Origin of the sequence: Dysgonomonas sp. PH5-45 (assembly GCF_029893235.1) — a bacterium.
Lineage (GTDB): Bacteria > Bacteroidota > Bacteroidia > Bacteroidales > Dysgonomonadaceae > UBA1309.
This window is the reverse complement of the sequence record NZ_JARXWE010000015.1, coordinates 50079-65856: the sequence shown is the minus strand read 5'-3', so window position 1 is coordinate 65856 and position 15778 is coordinate 50079. Positions and strand designations below refer to the sequence as shown.

General features: G+C 36.9%; 17 protein-coding genes. 15 read left to right on the top strand and 2 right to left on the bottom strand.

What is annotated here, in order from left to right; all coding sequences use genetic code 11:
- Positions 1-90: 90 nt before the first annotated feature.
- Positions 91-1323, bottom strand: coding sequence for a site-specific integrase (locus M2132_RS07235; protein WP_280672689.1), 1233 nt, complete (start codon positions 1321-1323; stop codon positions 91-93).
- Positions 1324-2194: 871 nt separating this feature from the next.
- Complete coding sequence (locus tag M2132_RS07230; RefSeq protein WP_280698243.1) at positions 2195-2335, bottom strand: hypothetical protein; 141 nt, start codon at positions 2333-2335, stop codon at positions 2195-2197.
- Between M2132_RS07230 and M2132_RS07225 the strand changes: the two genes are divergently transcribed.
- The 15 genes from M2132_RS07225 to M2132_RS07155 all read left to right on the top strand — a co-directional run bounded on the left by M2132_RS07225 (position 2334) and on the right by M2132_RS07155 (position 15766).
- Entirely contained in the window at positions 2334-2864 is a 531-nt protein-coding gene (locus M2132_RS07225; protein WP_129733360.1) for a dihydrofolate reductase family protein, read from the top strand. The two genes, M2132_RS07230 and M2132_RS07225, sit on opposite strands and share 2 nt — an antisense overlap.
- Before the next feature lie 55 nt (positions 2865-2919).
- Positions 2920-3408, top strand: a complete 489-nt coding sequence (locus M2132_RS07220; RefSeq protein ID WP_129733359.1) for an RNA polymerase sigma factor — start codon at positions 2920-2922, stop codon at positions 3406-3408.
- A gap of 11 nt (positions 3409-3419) precedes the next feature.
- Complete coding sequence (locus tag M2132_RS07215; protein ID WP_129733358.1) at positions 3420-4205, top strand: FecR family protein; 786 nt, start codon at positions 3420-3422, stop codon at positions 4203-4205.
- Positions 4206-6635, top strand: a complete 2430-nt coding sequence (locus M2132_RS07210) for a carboxypeptidase-like regulatory domain-containing protein (RefSeq protein ID WP_129733357.1) — start codon at positions 4206-4208, stop codon at positions 6633-6635. It begins immediately after the preceding gene.
- Between the two features lie 92 nt (positions 6636-6727).
- On the top strand, positions 6728-7078 hold the full coding sequence (locus M2132_RS07205; protein ID WP_129733356.1) for a hypothetical protein: 351 nt from the start codon (positions 6728-6730) through the stop codon (positions 7076-7078).
- A gap of 114 nt (positions 7079-7192) precedes the next feature.
- Positions 7193-7624 carry a DUF6769 family protein gene (locus M2132_RS07200; RefSeq protein WP_129733355.1) on the top strand — a complete coding sequence of 144 codons (432 nt, stop codon included), beginning with the start codon at positions 7193-7195 and terminating at the stop codon, positions 7622-7624.
- A gap of 116 nt (positions 7625-7740) precedes the next feature.
- Positions 7741-8535, top strand: coding sequence for a phosphatase PAP2 family protein (locus tag M2132_RS07195; protein ID WP_129733354.1), 795 nt, complete (start codon positions 7741-7743; stop codon positions 8533-8535).
- A 12-nt stretch (positions 8536-8547) separates the two neighbouring features.
- Positions 8548-9279 (top strand): glycosyltransferase family 2 protein, encoded by a 732-nt coding sequence (locus M2132_RS07190; protein ID WP_129733353.1) that lies wholly within the window; start codon positions 8548-8550, stop codon positions 9277-9279.
- Positions 9280-9355: 76 nt separating this feature from the next.
- Entirely contained in the window at positions 9356-9940 is a 585-nt protein-coding gene (locus M2132_RS07185; RefSeq protein ID WP_203558323.1) for a lipid-A-disaccharide synthase N-terminal domain-containing protein, read from the top strand.
- Positions 9937-10959 carry an NAD-dependent epimerase/dehydratase family protein gene (locus M2132_RS07180; protein ID WP_129733351.1) on the top strand — a complete coding sequence of 341 codons (1023 nt, stop codon included), beginning with the start codon at positions 9937-9939 and terminating at the stop codon, positions 10957-10959. Before M2132_RS07185 ends, M2132_RS07180 begins: the two co-directional genes overlap by 4 nt.
- Before the next feature lie 23 nt (positions 10960-10982).
- Entirely contained in the window at positions 10983-12551 is a 1569-nt protein-coding gene (locus M2132_RS07175) for a glycosyltransferase family 39 protein (RefSeq protein WP_280698241.1), read from the top strand.
- Positions 12552-12655: 104 nt separating this feature from the next.
- Positions 12656-13267: a hypothetical protein gene (locus M2132_RS07170; RefSeq protein WP_129733349.1), complete on the top strand. Its 612-nt coding sequence runs from the start codon at positions 12656-12658 to the stop codon at positions 13265-13267.
- Between the two features lie 101 nt (positions 13268-13368).
- On the top strand, positions 13369-13791 hold the full coding sequence (locus M2132_RS07165; protein ID WP_129733348.1) for a Fur family transcriptional regulator: 423 nt from the start codon (positions 13369-13371) through the stop codon (positions 13789-13791).
- Between the two features lie 4 nt (positions 13792-13795).
- Positions 13796-14275: a DUF6769 family protein gene (locus M2132_RS07160; protein ID WP_163176182.1), complete on the top strand. Its 480-nt coding sequence runs from the start codon at positions 13796-13798 to the stop codon at positions 14273-14275.
- A gap of 165 nt (positions 14276-14440) precedes the next feature.
- Positions 14441-15766 (top strand): efflux RND transporter periplasmic adaptor subunit, encoded by a 1326-nt coding sequence (locus M2132_RS07155; RefSeq protein WP_129733346.1) that lies wholly within the window; start codon positions 14441-14443, stop codon positions 15764-15766.
- Positions 15767-15778 lie beyond the last annotated feature (12 nt).

Genomic DNA, 15778 nt, shown 5'->3' with positions numbered 1-15778 from the left:
AAGTAAGGTCCACTGCCGGACTACTCATACATACGATGGGCAAAATTGCCATCGCTTTTATTTATCTAATTTTTTAAATACTGATTCGCATTATTGATTAATCGCAAATTTTGTTTCCAATTTTTTAAGTTTGCTTGCAAGATTAGTCATATCATCACTAATCTTATTATCGGTAATCCGAGCATAGATTTGTGTCGTTTTAATGTTGGTATGACCTAACATTTTACTTACGCTTTCTATTGACACCCCTTTAGATAGCGTTACGGTTGTTGCAAACGTATGACGTGCGACGTGGAATGACAAATTTTTATCAACTCCACACACAGCTGCAATTTCTTTCAAATAAGAATTCATCTTCTGATTGCTTATGATAGGTAGTATTTCGTCATTTGGCAGAGTTCCTTTATACTTTTCGATAATTCTCATTGGAATATCTAATAAAGGCACTCTATAACTAACACCAGTTTTTACACGTTTGCCAATAATCCAAAGACTTTCGTCAAAGGTGGTTCGGATATTACTTTCTCGCAAATTAAAAACATCAACGTATGCCAAACCCGTGAAGCACGAAAAAACAAATACATCCCTTACGGTTTCAAGGCGTTTGATAGGGAATTTCTTTTTCATAATGGCTTCCAATTCCGGCTCTGTCAGATATTCTCTTTCAGACTTCTCAAATTGCAGCTTATAGTTTAGGAAGGGATCGACTTTAATCCACCCGTTGCTTTTAGCTATAAGAATTATGGACTTCAATCTCTGCATGAATTTAGCAGTAGTATTTTGTCCGCAGCTATGCATCGTCTTCATATATACCTCAAAATCGCAAAGAAAAGAATGGTTTATTTCTTTCAGGTGTATGTCTGAAATATTGTACTTGTATTTCATGAAATCATAGAGCCTGTTCCTTGTCCGCAGATACTTCATATATGTATCTCGACTAACATCTTTTCCTATTTGCGCTTTGAGATTTTCTACGTGATGGTCGAATAAATCCAATAGGGAATCTTCACGAGTTTGTAAGCCTAAAAATGCATTTCTAACTTTTTCGGCGGTAACGCAACTATCCCAATCTGTTATTTCTCTGTAATGTTGGGTAAGACTTGCTCTGAAATTATCCAATAACCCATTCAACTTAATGGCACTTGCAGACTTGCCATTCGCTTTTCCTGCTTTGGGGTTCCAATCTGCGGGGTCAACCTCGCATTTTACACTAAACTGGGCAATTTCCCCGTTTAAGGTTATTCTTGCCATTATGGGAGCTTTCCCATTGCTCTTAATCGCATTCTTTTTAATGTAGAAAAGAATTTTAAATGTACTACGCATAATTACTCAATTATTAAGATTACAAAATTACTTTCTTGTGATCTCATATGAGGAATTTCTGCTACGCCAAATTGCGACAAATCAACGCCTTATCGCGACATTCGTTACCTTTTTGTTTTTTTAGAAAATGGGTAATGATTTGGTAACGGAACTCTGTCCGACTTTGGCTTTTTAATGACTTTAGTGTGTCCTAAAGGGATATAAAAAAAGCCTGTAAAATGCTATTTTACAGGCTTTTTGTCTTCGTAATCGACTGATTGTCAGTCTTTTAAGCGGTATGGACGGGTACGCCACCAAACTGTGTCTTTTCGCTGTTTTCCAGCTACTTAACCCCTCTTTTTATCTTTAGGGGTACGAGTTAGAGCCAAAACTCTTAAACTCGTTGTACGTCAGTCTTTTAACGACCTTACCAACCTTATTCCTTTTTTAGCGGAACGGACGGGACTCGAACCCGCGACCGCAAAACGCATATATTCAGTGATTAAAAATCTTTTTTTGTTTATGTGGTACGAATTGGAGCAATATCCTTTTCTGCCTTATTTTCTTGGCAGTTCTGGCTGCTATTGACGCCAATTTGTCTGCATAAAACTTGGGTTCAAAGTTACTACAATTTTTGAAATCACCAAAGGTTTTGAAAAATAATCTTTTAGACGTAGTGCAAGGTGCAAGTTTATCTATATATAGATACTTGCACCTTGCACCAACAATCTCAACTGGAAAGACTTTAATACCTTAAACTAATTTGGTATCTTTGCACCAGATAAATAGAATTTTAGCGGATTAATTCCGTTTATATATAACATAACGTTCGCTGAACGTCTCGATACGAAAACTGGTAATTTTCAACTGAAAGGGACAGATAGCGCAATGTTCATGCTATACGAGAGTATGGCGTGGGCTTGCCTGTTTCTTTCAAAGGTATACCAGTACCTCGTATCGGAGCAGTGTGAGTTCCACGCTTCTTTTTTGAGATACAGCGAGCAATGGTATAAACAATTAAATTCAGTAGCATGAAAAAAATTATCCTTTACATCGCTGCATCACTTGACCAACGGATTGCAGAGCCAGGCGGCGGATTGGAATGGCTTACCGGATGCCCAAATCGTGAAAAGACAGATTACGGTTGCAAAAATCTATCAGCTTCGGTTGATACGGTTATTATGGGCGGTCGTACTTACCGTGAAATTATGAACATGGATGTAATTTGGCCATATTCGGAACAGATGGCTTATGTTGTATCCCACCATGAATGGGATACAAAGGAGAATGTACGTTTTATCACGGAGAATATTATTGAAACGATTTCTGAACTTCGCAATCAGGAAGGTAAAGATATTTGGTTAGTTGGAGGCGGAGAATTAATTTCAATGTTGCTCGCCGCAGATTTGATTGACGAAATGCAAATTTGCTACTTCCCCATAATTTTGGGCAAAGGCATATCTTTATTTCCTGAACAAAACAAGGAATCTAAGTGGGAAATAATAAAGACAAAAGTATATGATTCGGGTGTGTTGAAAGTTGATTACCAAAAATCTTTATAATTTCATGTAGGGTATTTATATCTTCATGCGGTATAATAGTAAAATGTCCAACTGGATGATAAGCAAAGCAGAGTTCAAACAATTATTCGATAAGTATTTTGATACGATTCGAAGTTTTATCTTCTATCGCTGTGGCGATAGGGATGCAGCATCGGATATGGCACAGGATGTCTTTATGAAGATTTGGGAGAAACGGGAACAACTGGATAACCTTAATTTAAAACCATTGCTTTATAAGATAGCAAACGATATGGTTATAAGCAATTATCGAAAAAGTTCTACCCGTTTAGATTATGAGGTGAGTATGAGTATTCAGATTGATAGTCCCTTGTCGCCCGAAGATGAATTAAACTTTGAAGAATTGGCATCTACTTATGCTAAAGCATTAGAAAAGATGCCGGAATTACAAAGGGTTGTTTTCCTGATGAGCCGGAATGATGAACTAAAGTATAGTGAAATAGCCCAATGTTTGGATATAAGCGTAAAAGCTGTCGAAAAACGGATGAGCGCTGCTTTGCAATTTCTTAGGACAGAACTATTATAATTAAAGAAGATATGAAAACGGATGATATTAAAATAACCCCTAAATGGAGTAAAAGCAAAGAAGATATTTGGGATAGTGTCTTTGAAGGATTGGAAGAAACTCCCAAAGTTATTGAAATGGCTCCCCGAAAAAGATCATTGTGGTTTTATGCGGCTGCATCTATTGCTGCAATAGCTATAATTCTACCCTCCATAGCATTTTTCTATACAAAAAATGAAGTTGCTGAAAGAGGTACACATCTGGCGGTGGTTTTACCCGACGGCTCTAAAGTAGATTTGAATGCCGAAAGTAAAATCGGCTATAAACCTCTCTGGTGGTTTATTTCCCGTGATGTAGAACTGAAAGGCGAAGCATATTTTGAAGTTGAAAAAGGAAGCACATTTGATGTACGTTCCGGGCAATACACTGTAAGTGTACTGGGAACAAGTTTTAATGTGTTTTCCCGTGCCGAAAATTTTAAGGTAACCTGTCTTACCGGAAAGGTGAATGTTTCGGATAAATCGGAATCAGTAATACTTACCCCGAATATGCAGGCATTATTAAGTAATGGCAAACTTACCACTAATGATGTCGAAGATGCGAAAGAATCTATTAATTGGAAACATGGTAAATTTGTTTTTGTTAGCGTACCTTTGCAAGATGTAATTCAGGAGATTGAAAGACAGTATGATATTGAAGTATTGCCTAATTCAAATCTGAATTATTCATATTCAGGTAATTTTACGAAAGCTAAAGATCCGAATGATGTGCTTAAAATAGTAGGTAAACCGTTCGGAATAGAATTTAAGATAAAGTAATTGAAGAAATTTATAGTTATACTTATAATAACCCTTACAGGCACAATTGCAGCTTTTTCACAAGAGCTGCATTTGGTCGTTAATGACAAGCCCCTTAACGATGTTCTGCGGGGATTACCCGTAGAAATTTCTTTTGATGATAATGCCCTTTCCCAATATAAGGTAACGGTCAATCGAAAATTTAATAATCCTCAAAGCGCACTTGATTTTTTGCTGAAAGATAAACCGTTTCGCCACGAAAATATAAACGGAGTTTATGTTATCGCTTCCTATACTGAAAAGATAGAGCAACCGCCTGTTGTTGAAGTTAAGCGGTACTATACGTTTTCAGGGACAATAAGGGATGCAGATAGCGAAGAAGGTTTACCTTACGCTTATATCACTACTCCCGAAAAGACCGTTTCAACTGATGAAGCAGGTTATTTTTCTTTCAAAACCGAGAAAAAAGGAAATCAGCGTGTACAAGTGCAGTATTTGGGCTATCAGGCACAAGATACTATTCTTTCTCCCGGACTAAACGAAATCCGGCTACAATCTGCTGTTTTTACTATGGATGAAGTAATCGTCAGTCCTGCTCCCGCCACAATGCTTATCCAATCCGGCAATAGTCCCGGCGAAATCCGCATCAATCATCAAATTTCAAAATATATTCCCGGAAGCAATGATAATTCCGTATTTAACCTTATGCGGATGATGCCCGGAGTAAGAGCATCGGGCGAGCCATCGGAAGACCTGATTGTGTGGGGCAGTAATATGGGTGAAAGCAAGATAACATACGACGGATATACGCTATTCGGTATAAAGAACTATAACGACCATATAGGTTCGGTCAATCCCTATATGGTAAAAGACATACGCATCTTGAAAGGCGGGTACGGCTCCAATCAGGGCGGACGTATCGGTGCCATTACGGAGATAACAGGTATAGACGGTAATTTTAATGCTCCGTCTGTAAAAGCAACTGTCAGCAATTATACAATGAACCTTTTTGCTTCGGTACCCTTGACAAAGAAATTGAATATCTCTGCTGCTTACAGGCAGACTTTCTATAACCTGTATAACAATGAGAATGTGGATTTATCCAATAGTGAAAATAATCCACAAACGATTTATTCAAGCATATATATAAAGCCTGATTACCATTTCAATGATGCCAATTTAAAGCTATCAGGAAAAGCATTTAAGGATGATTCCTATTACATCAGCCTGTATGGAGCTAATGACCGCTTTAAATACTCGGTAAATCAACCAAACGAGTATGATGTCAATGCTTCTGAAAAGAACAGGCAATATGGTGGGGCGGCTTCTTATAAACGGGTATGGGAAAACGGCTCAACTACAAAAGTTGTGGCTACATTCTCACGGCTTACCTCTTTGTTGGATAATCTCACAATACTGGGAGATAAAAAGCCGACAACAGACGATGTTAGTCATCTGGATAATGAGGTACAGGAGTTTTCGGTAAGACTTAACCATGACTTTAATATCGGAAGCCGTAACAAAGTACAAGTTGGCGGGGAGTGGCAACAATACAGGGTAAGTCTGAACGAGCTATGCGGAGAACTGGATAAGCCGACAGTCTATATTACAGATAATATATTATTGGATAATTTGACTTTAAGTGCAGGTGTACGGGTGGATATGCCATTGAATAAAAAAGTCTATGTACAGCCCCGTTTATCCGGCACATATAAAATATCGGAAGAACTAACTGCAACTGCTTCGTGGGGACTATACAATCAGTTTCTTACCCGTACCGCATACCAATATGATGAATCGGGATTTCAAACCGTATGGACTATGGCAGACAGTACCTTTACAAAGGCAATGCACACTACCGCAGGTATTGCATACAGTAAAAACGGCTTCTTGGTCAGTATGGAAGGATATTATAAGACTACAAAAAACAGTCAGTATTTTTTGGATAATACAGTCTATAAAATAGATAATACGATTTTAGGAGCAGACTTGTTTGCCAAAAAGCTAATCAGAAATCATACTTTATATGGCTCGTATTCCATCAACCGCCTTAGTAAACCGCAAAACGAACTTTCGCATGAAATAAAAGTCGGAGGTATCGGGGCATTCGATCCTTTCTATTTTTCGTTGAGTTATGTTTATGGTACAGGCTTTTCTTATATTTCCACTGGAGGGCACGGACATGGACAAGGCAATGAGGAAGGACAGCATGGCTCCGAACACGAACATACGGATTATTCCGATGAGCCATACAGCCGCTTTGATATAGGTGCTACATACAGGGCACAAATAAAGAAAGTAAGGCTGCAAGCAGGCGTATCGCTATTGAATGTGTTTGGTACTAAGAATATAAAATACAACTATCAGATTTCCGGTCAAAATACTGCAACAAATATCTTCACAAAAGCAACTCCATTTACTCCAACGGTATTTCTTGAAATTATTTTTTGATTTATGGTAGGGTAAACCCTGCTTTATGCGGTTACTATTACGAAAGCGCTTCAGAAAAAAACAAAGTACAAATTCGTAAATTAGTAGATCAAATGAAAAAGTTATTTTATTCGTTGGCAGTAGTTTTATTTGCAGTAACATTCGTTGCTTGCAGTAATGACGACCATGAAGATTTTGGGACATCAGCAAAACAAGATATTGAAGCCAGAGCTGCGGCTTTAGGATTTGATGATGTTGCAGCTTACCAAGCAAGTGTAGCAGAGCAATGTTCAGCGGGAAATCATGAAAATTGTGATATTTATAACGATGGCACTCACGAAGCCTGCGCATATTCCGACCATTCAGGGAAAAACCATGACGGCACCCATCACAATGGAACCGATCATGGAACACATGACAAAGATGGTCATTCACACGGTTCGCATGATGGTAAACACCATTAATAACCTTTATGTACGATGGGATTCAATAAAGGGGAAACAATTTCTTTATTGAATCCCTTTTTTAAAACACATTGCCTATAATAAAATTATCTAACCACAGTTAAGATATTAAGTTTGAAAAATAAATGTTCCATATCCGCTATTGTACTCTCAACCATACTATTTTTGGTTTTTGCAGTTATTCCACATCATCATCATGGTGGGAAAGCCTGCATTGTTATCGAGTTGTGTGAGTTGGATAATGCAATAAACGATGAACATACACATCACAGCGATACGGATAGTGAGCAAAATCACGATGAAACCTGTATTGCTAAATCAAAATTCATCATTCCTACATCTGTTGATGAAACAAAACTAAAAGTATCAGATAATCAAAATGATACTGTTTTATTTCCTATCTTTTTCCTTGTTGGAAATTTATTTAATTATAGTTTAGATAGTTCATTTATCGAATCTGATTACGGTGAGTATATACTAAGCTATAAATCCGCAGCAGCAAATCAATTTCATGGTTTGCGGGCACCTCCTTTCACCTTTTCATAACAGAAAGACTAAATTATAGTCTTTATCCTTTGTGCTTGTAATCTATCTTCCGGTAGATACTAAGCCACCGCTATATCTAATTTTCCGAACAATCCCAAAAAAATAATATAAATAAGATGTTTTTAAAATTGACAAAAGCATTGTGTACCATTGTGTTATTACTTTCGGTTTCACTCCCAAATGCTTATACCCAAACAAATAATAACACGCTTTCTGAAAGCGATAGTATTCAGGTAAATGACTATAAATTCTCATATAAACAATTAATAATACCTGCATCCCTGATGTTGTACGGAACAATAGAAGCAACATTAGCGCCCAAAAATCGCCTATTAAACTATGCCATAGGGCATGAAGTAATAACACACAAACCTGAAAAGTTTCAGATTGATGATATAACGCAATATGTACCTGCGGCGAGTGTATATGCTTTAAACTTAGTCGGGATAAAAGGCAAACACAATTTCAAAGACAGGACGATTATTTTAGGAATGGCAAGCCTGTTCACGGCGGCTTCAGTGAATGGTTTAAAATATACGGCACGAGTTGAAAGACCAGATAAATCCGCAAAAAATTCTTTTCCGTCAGGGCATACGGCAATCGCTTTTATGGGTGCTGAATTTCTTTGGCAAGAATATAAAGATGTTTCAATCTGGTATGGAATAGCGGGATATACTATCGCTGCGGGAACCGGAGCATTCCGCATATACAATAATAAGCACTGGGTAGGCGACGTCGCATTCGGTGCCGGGCTTGGCATATTAAGTACAAAACTTGCCTATTGGCTCTATCCTACTGTTGAAAAGAAAATATTTAAAGGTGGTCAGGAGAAAAAGAACAAACGAAATCTTGCTTTTTACCCCTATTACACAGGTCAGCAGGGTGGTTTATCGCTTTCAATGCAATTTTAAAATATAAATGATATGAACTCTACAAAAGATTATGATTTAACCATAATAGTTCCTGTTTATAATGAAGAAGAAAATATAAACAAACTTGAAAAGGAACTATCTGAATATGTATGTTCTTCATCAGTAAAAACCTGCATACTATTCGTTGATGATGGATCGAAAGACCAAAGCAAAACATTGATACAGGAAGTGTGTCAGCGAAACCGTCATCTTTTTTATATAAGTTTTGCTCGAAATTGCGGATTAAGCGCAGCTATAAAAGCAGGGATAGATATAGCCCAGTCGTCATTTGTCGGATATATAGATGCTGATTTACAAACAGCGCCTAAAGATTTTGAACTTTTATTGCCATATAGAAATGAATATGAAATGGTAATGGGTATCCGTACAGGACGCAAAGATAGTTTAGGAAAAAAACTATCGTCGAAAATAGCCAATAGTTTTCGCCGCATGATGACTAATGACGGCATAGAAGATACGGGGTGTCCACTAAAAATTATTCATACCGAATACGCTAAACGCATTCCGATGTTTACGGGGATGCACCGTTTCCTACCTGCTCTCCTTCAGTTACAACATGGCAGGGTAAAGCAGGTTCCTGTTAGGCATTTTGAACGTACCGCAGGTCAATCAAAATTTCATTTATGGAACAGGTTGGTTAGTCCTTTTATGGATTGCTTTGCTTTCCGATGGATGAAGAAACGGTACATAAACTATACTATTGAAAAAGAAGGTATTAATTAAGCCATAGCAAAAAGTGAATAACGACATTTGGTATTTTGTTTTAGGTTTTTTAGCACAGGGGTTATTTTCTGCCAGAATGCTTATTCAGTGGATTTTATCGGAAAAGGCTAAAAAAGTTGTATCTCCGACTATCTATTGGCAGTTAAGTTTATTAGCTTCTATATTATTTTCTATATATGGGTGGCTAAGGGGAGATTTTGTAATAATTCTCGGACAACTATTCTCCTATTATATCTATATATGGAATTTGAATAGTAAAAACAACTGGAAAAAAATCCATTTAGCTATAAGAACAGTAATTCTCTTAATACCTGCTGCCGCACTTTGCTATGTGCTATATAACAATGAAGTAAGCATTGACAGGTTATTTTCAAATATATCGTTATGGTTACTTCTATTTGGTTCCGCAGGTCAGATAATTTTCACTTTCCGCTTTGTTTATCAATGGTGGCATTCAAGATTGAGAGGTGAATCTGTCCTTCCCTTAAACTTTTGGCTGTTGAGTATAATAGGTTCTCTGATAACTATTGCATACGCAATATTCAGAGAAGATCCGGTATTGCTTATTGGTCAAAGTTTTGGTTTTATCACATATTCCAGAAATGTGTGGTTGATTATAAAAAACTGTAATGAGGATGAATCTAAAAAAGAGATTAAATGAAAATATTAGTTACAGGCAGTGCAGGATTTATCGGATTTCACTTGGTAAAAGCATTGGTTGAAAATAAAGAGAATTTCGTTGTGGGAATAGATAATATAAATGACTATTACGATGTAAACCTAAAATATGGCAGGTTGTCTGAATGTGGAATAGGAAAAGAGGATATAACAGAAAATGAAGTAGTCCATAGTTCATTTTATTGCAATTATGATTTTGGAAAGATTGATCTTACGGACTTTATACAATTAGGTGTTCTTTTTAAGAAGTATCAATTTGATTATGTTATCAATCTGGCAGCACAAGCGGGGGTTCGGTATTCTTTAGAAAATCCCCATGCTTATATCAACTCTAACATTCTTGGCTTTGTAAATATCTTAGAGTGTTGCAGGCATAATAATATCAAGCATCTTATATATGCTTCCAGTTCTTCGGTTTATGGATTGAACAATAAAATTCCTTTTAAGGAATCTGCCACAGTTGATAATCCTGCCAGTTTTTATGCTGCAACAAAAAAAAGTAATGAACTGATGGCTCATTCTTATAGTCATTTGTTCAATTTGCCCTCCACAGGAATAAGACTTTTTACTGTATATGGAGCATGGGGAAGACCTGATATGGCTCCGATGATTTTCGCAAGATCTATTCGGGAGGGCAGAACAATCAAGGTTTTTAATAATGGGGATATGCTTAGAGATTTCACCTATATAGATGATGTTATAAAAAGCATCGTCTTACTCTTGGATAAAACTCCGGATAAAAATTCAGATTCCGCTTTCTATCAGATTTTTAATATCGGCAATTCAAAGCCAGTTAATTTACTCCAGTTTATAGAAGCGATTGAATATGAAATGCAAAAAGACGCTCATTTGGAAATGTACCCTTTTCAATCCGGTGATGTAAAGGAAACCTATGCTGATATAAGCAAATTGACCAGATACATTCATTATAAGCCCAAAACAGTATTACCGGAAGGAATAAAATCATTTATTGAGTGGTTTAACTCAATGGAAAATCAATAGGTGTTAATCCTTAATTATTAACTATGACATTAAAACGATTATTTACGATTGACCACATCTACTATATTCTTGTTTTTGCATTAATGTTCCCATTAATCCTACTCCGGGATTATACGCCTGCAAACGAACTTAGATATTTGAATATAGTTGATGATGCCTTAAAAACAGGGAATTTTTTCTCATTTTATAATCATGGTGAAATATATGCCGATAAACCGCCTTTATATTTCTGGATTATAATGCTCGGAAAAAAGATATTCGGAAGTCATCAAATATGGTTCTTGTCGCTATTCTCATTACTACCCGCTTTTGTCATTCAGTTTACGATGGACAGGTGGACACGAGCTGAACTTCCAAACGAATATCAATCCAGTGCAAAACTATTATTGTTCACAAGCGCTCTATTTATGGGTGGAGCCATTATTCTAAGAATGGATATGTTAATGTCTATGTTTATAACATTGGCATTATATGTTTTTTATAGAATGTATTCAGGCAGAGAGAGAAAATATGATAAGTATTTGCTTCCTCTTTGTATTTTCCTCGCAATATTCAGTAAAGGGCCAATCGGAATAATTATTCCGGTAGTCTCTATACTGACATTTCTAACTATAAAAGGGAAAATTAAGGATAGTGGAAAATATTTAGGGTTTAGAACTTGGGGAATACTCTTATTGCTTTGTTCTGTTTGGTTCAGCTTAGTGTGGGTTGAAGCGGGAAATAGTTATTTGAACGATTTACTCTTTAATCAGACATTCAACCGTGCTGTTAGCTCATTCCATCATAAGGAGCCGTTCTATTATTATTTTCAGGTATTTTGGTATTCCTTCGCTCCTTGGTCAATTTTATTCTTTGCCCTTATCCTGTTAGGGATTAAAAATGAGCTGATAAAAACAGATATAGATAAATTGTTTTTGACTGTTGTTTTAACGTCATTTCTTGTCTTATCTATTGTAAGTGCAAAGATTGAAATTTATATGTTGCCTGTATTTCCTTTTGTGGCTTATCTGTCAGTTATTATATTGATGAGATTAAAGAATAAGAAATGGATTGTATATTTTATGATAGCGTTATCTCTCATAGCAATAATGGCTTTGCCGTTGTTTTTATTGAGTAAAAATGATATTACATTTTCTTGGTTGAATGAAATTCACACTTCCATAATATGGGGATTAATTTCACTTGCTCTATTTGGATTCCTTTCTTTATATTTTCTGATTTTCCGAAAGAATATAATTCGTTCGATTAACAGCATATCAATAGGGATTTTAACCGTGATATTTATTGTATCCTTTGAAATGCCTTTTCTGAACAGCTATGTCGGTTATGAAAATATGTGTAAGAGTGGGATTGAGTTATCAGAAAATTCAAAACAATACATTGTTTATGGAATCCGCCGTCCAGAGAATATGAAAGTATATTTAGGAGAGAGTGTTATCATAGCTGAAAAGGATGATATTATGTCCGATATTTATGGCGGTTCAATACTTTTTATTTCTGATAGAGCATTGAGAAAAGATTTTTCATTACGGGAGTATATTGAGAAAAAGCCCTCTACAAAAATAGGAGATAATCTTGTGGTAAAATTATGAGAAGTGTCTTTCTCCGTTCAAGTTAAAAATTATTTTATTTTTTGGTAGGGTATAATTACTCTTATGCGGTATATTAACATATAACATTTTAACAATAAAGGAATATGAAAAGAGTATTTTATTCATTAGCGGTTCTCGCATCGGTTATCACATTCGTTTCTTGTAGCCAGGATGATGATAGCAACTTTGGAGATATAGATCAAAGTTTGGAGCTTCGTGCATCTACACTCGGTTTTTCAAATGGCGATATCTACAAAAGCAGCGTGCTGAATCAGTGTGCTGCCGGAAATCACGAAAACTGCGATATACTTGCAGACGGAACACATCAGGTTTGTACAAATTCCCAACATTCAGGAATTAAACATGACGGTACCCATCACAATGGCACAGGCACAGGACATGGAGGAAATAACCATGATTCCAATACCTGCATGGATGTAAGCCACAATCATAACAACACACAAAACCACGATGTGAATACTTGTACTGATGCAAACCATAATCACAATAACGGACAAAACCATGATGTGAATACTTGTACAGATACAAGCCATAATCACAATGGAGAACAAAACCATGATGTGAACACTTGCACTGATGCAAGTCATAATCACAATGGGGAACAAAATCATGATGTGAATACCTGTACTGATAAGAGCCACAATCACAATGGAAGTGCCGATGGCTCTCATAATAAGGGCAACCATCATAATTAAGATATTATATGCAAAAAGGATGTGCAGTGATTTTAAAATCAGCATCATTTGACACATCCTTTTTGTTATAGAATAAATAACATAAATAATCTTTGAAATACGTGGACGATTTTATCATAAAATTATTAGAAGGAAAAGGCATAAAGCCCACATCTACACGGATTTTAGTATGGGATACAATGCTAAAGTTCACCGAAGCATTCAGTTTAGGGGACTTAGAGAAAAAATTATTGAGCATTGATAAATCGACTATTTCTCGTATAATTCACCTCTTTAATGATAATGGGCTGATTCATAAATTTGACGACGGATCAGGTTCGGTTAAATATTCGGTTTGTCAGGAGGATTGCGGTTGTAGTGAAGGTGATTATCATTTACACTTTTACTGTAACTACTGTAAAAAGGCATTTTGTTTGGAAAACGTGCCTGTTCCTCAAATAGAACTACCGGGAAATATGGAATTGGAGAGCGTTAATTTCGTAATTAAAGGCTATTGCGGAAAATGTGATAAGATTGCAACTTAGTTGCATGACTTTTTATTTTATCTTTGCACAGGTAAAAAAAGATTTAGTGAAACGAATTATTTCCATATCGTTTGTTGCATTGTCAAGTTTAGTATTACTGATACTTGCAATAGTACCACATCATCATCATGAGGGATTGGTGTGTATTGTTATGGAGATATGCGAACAGGATAATCAGGTAAACGATGAACATACAGACCATCGTGAGTTACCTAATGACAGTGACCATGAACAATCTTGTATTGCTGAATCTAAATATACTTCACCCAAAACGACAAATGAAACTAAGTGCAAGGTTTCTTCTTGTCAAAACCATGATCTTACACATTTATTCCCGATATTCTTTTTAGCTGCGGATTTCTTAATCTACGATTCGGGAGAATCAACCTCCGACTTTGAGTACGGAGAATTTATTTCATTCTATAAATCCGCAGAAGCAAACCAATTTCACGGTTTACGCGCCCCTCCTTCCATAATTTCCTGATGTTTTGACTTACAGGCTGTAAGTCATGCTGCTTTGTGCATTTGGATATGTTCAAGGCATAGGGTATTGGTATATACATATCAACCCATAAAAATCAATATTTCTCACGAGAAGCAAAGCAAATATCAGGATATGCTTTACTTCCCCCAATAATTAAAAAATAAAATGAAAACGTACATAATAGGATTATTCGTTGTTATCGCAATATTATTAACCGGATGCAATTCCGGTCAGGGAAAAAACAATCAAAAATCAAGTGATAAACATGAGCATGTTGATGGTGATGGACATGACCATTCTAATGAGAAAGAGCATGAACACTCCGAAGGTGATGGACATGACCATTCAAACGATAAAGAACATAAACATACTGACGGCGATGGGCATGACCACGCTAACGAGAAAGATCATAAGCACTCCGAGGGCGACGGACATGACCACGGAGCAGAAGCAATGGAAGACAGCCATTCGGATGAAATACTTTTCACCAAACAGCAAGCGCAACTTGTTGGATTGAAGACAGAAACCGTTGCTCTTGGTAGTTTCTACAATTCCATTAAAACCAGTGGACAGATACAAGCCTCGCAGGGTGATGAAGCTGTTATTGCAGCTACTTCCAACGGTATTGTATCTTTCACCAATCCGTCCATAACAGACGGTACAGCCGTACAAGCCGGACAATCCATTGTAACTATTTCAGCAAAGAAACTGTTGGAAGGCGATCCGTCCGTAAAAGCGCGGATTGAATACGAAACTGCACAGAAAGAGTTCCAACGTGCCGAATCATTGGTAAAAGACCAGATTATTTCCGCTAAGGACTTTGAACAGGCTCGTTTGCGTTATGAAACAGCGAAAACAGTATATCAGGCACAGGCAGGCAATATGACAGCCACCGGGGTAAGCGTTACAGCTCCCATTGCCGGATATATTAAGAACAGGCTTGTTGCACAGGGGGAATACGTTTCAGTAGGTCAGCCCATTGCAACTGTATCGCAGAATAGGCGTTTGCAGCTACGAGCCGAAGTATCAGAGAACAATTTCAAGATACTTAAAAGCATCAGTAGTGCTAACTTTAAGCCTGCCTATGACAATCAGGTATATAAACTTTCGGAACTTAACGGCCGGCTTTTATCTTTCGGTAAAGCATCCACTGACCAATCTTTCTATATTCCTGTTACATTCGAGTTTGATAACGTGGGCGATATTATTCCCGGAGCATATACCGAAGTATATCTGCTTTCGACCTTACAGGATAATGTAATATCCGTTCCCGTTTCTGCTATTACCGAAGAACAGGGACTTAACTTCGTGTATCTGCAAATAGGCGACGAAGAATATAAGAAACAGGAAGTAACCCTCGGACAGAATAACGGCGAAAGAGTGCAGATCCTTTCAGGTCTTCAACGCGGAGCCAAAGTAGTTACCAAAGGAGTATATCAGGTGAAACTGGCAGCAACTTCTTCAGTAATGCCCGAAGGACATAGTCACTAACCATTAAAACAC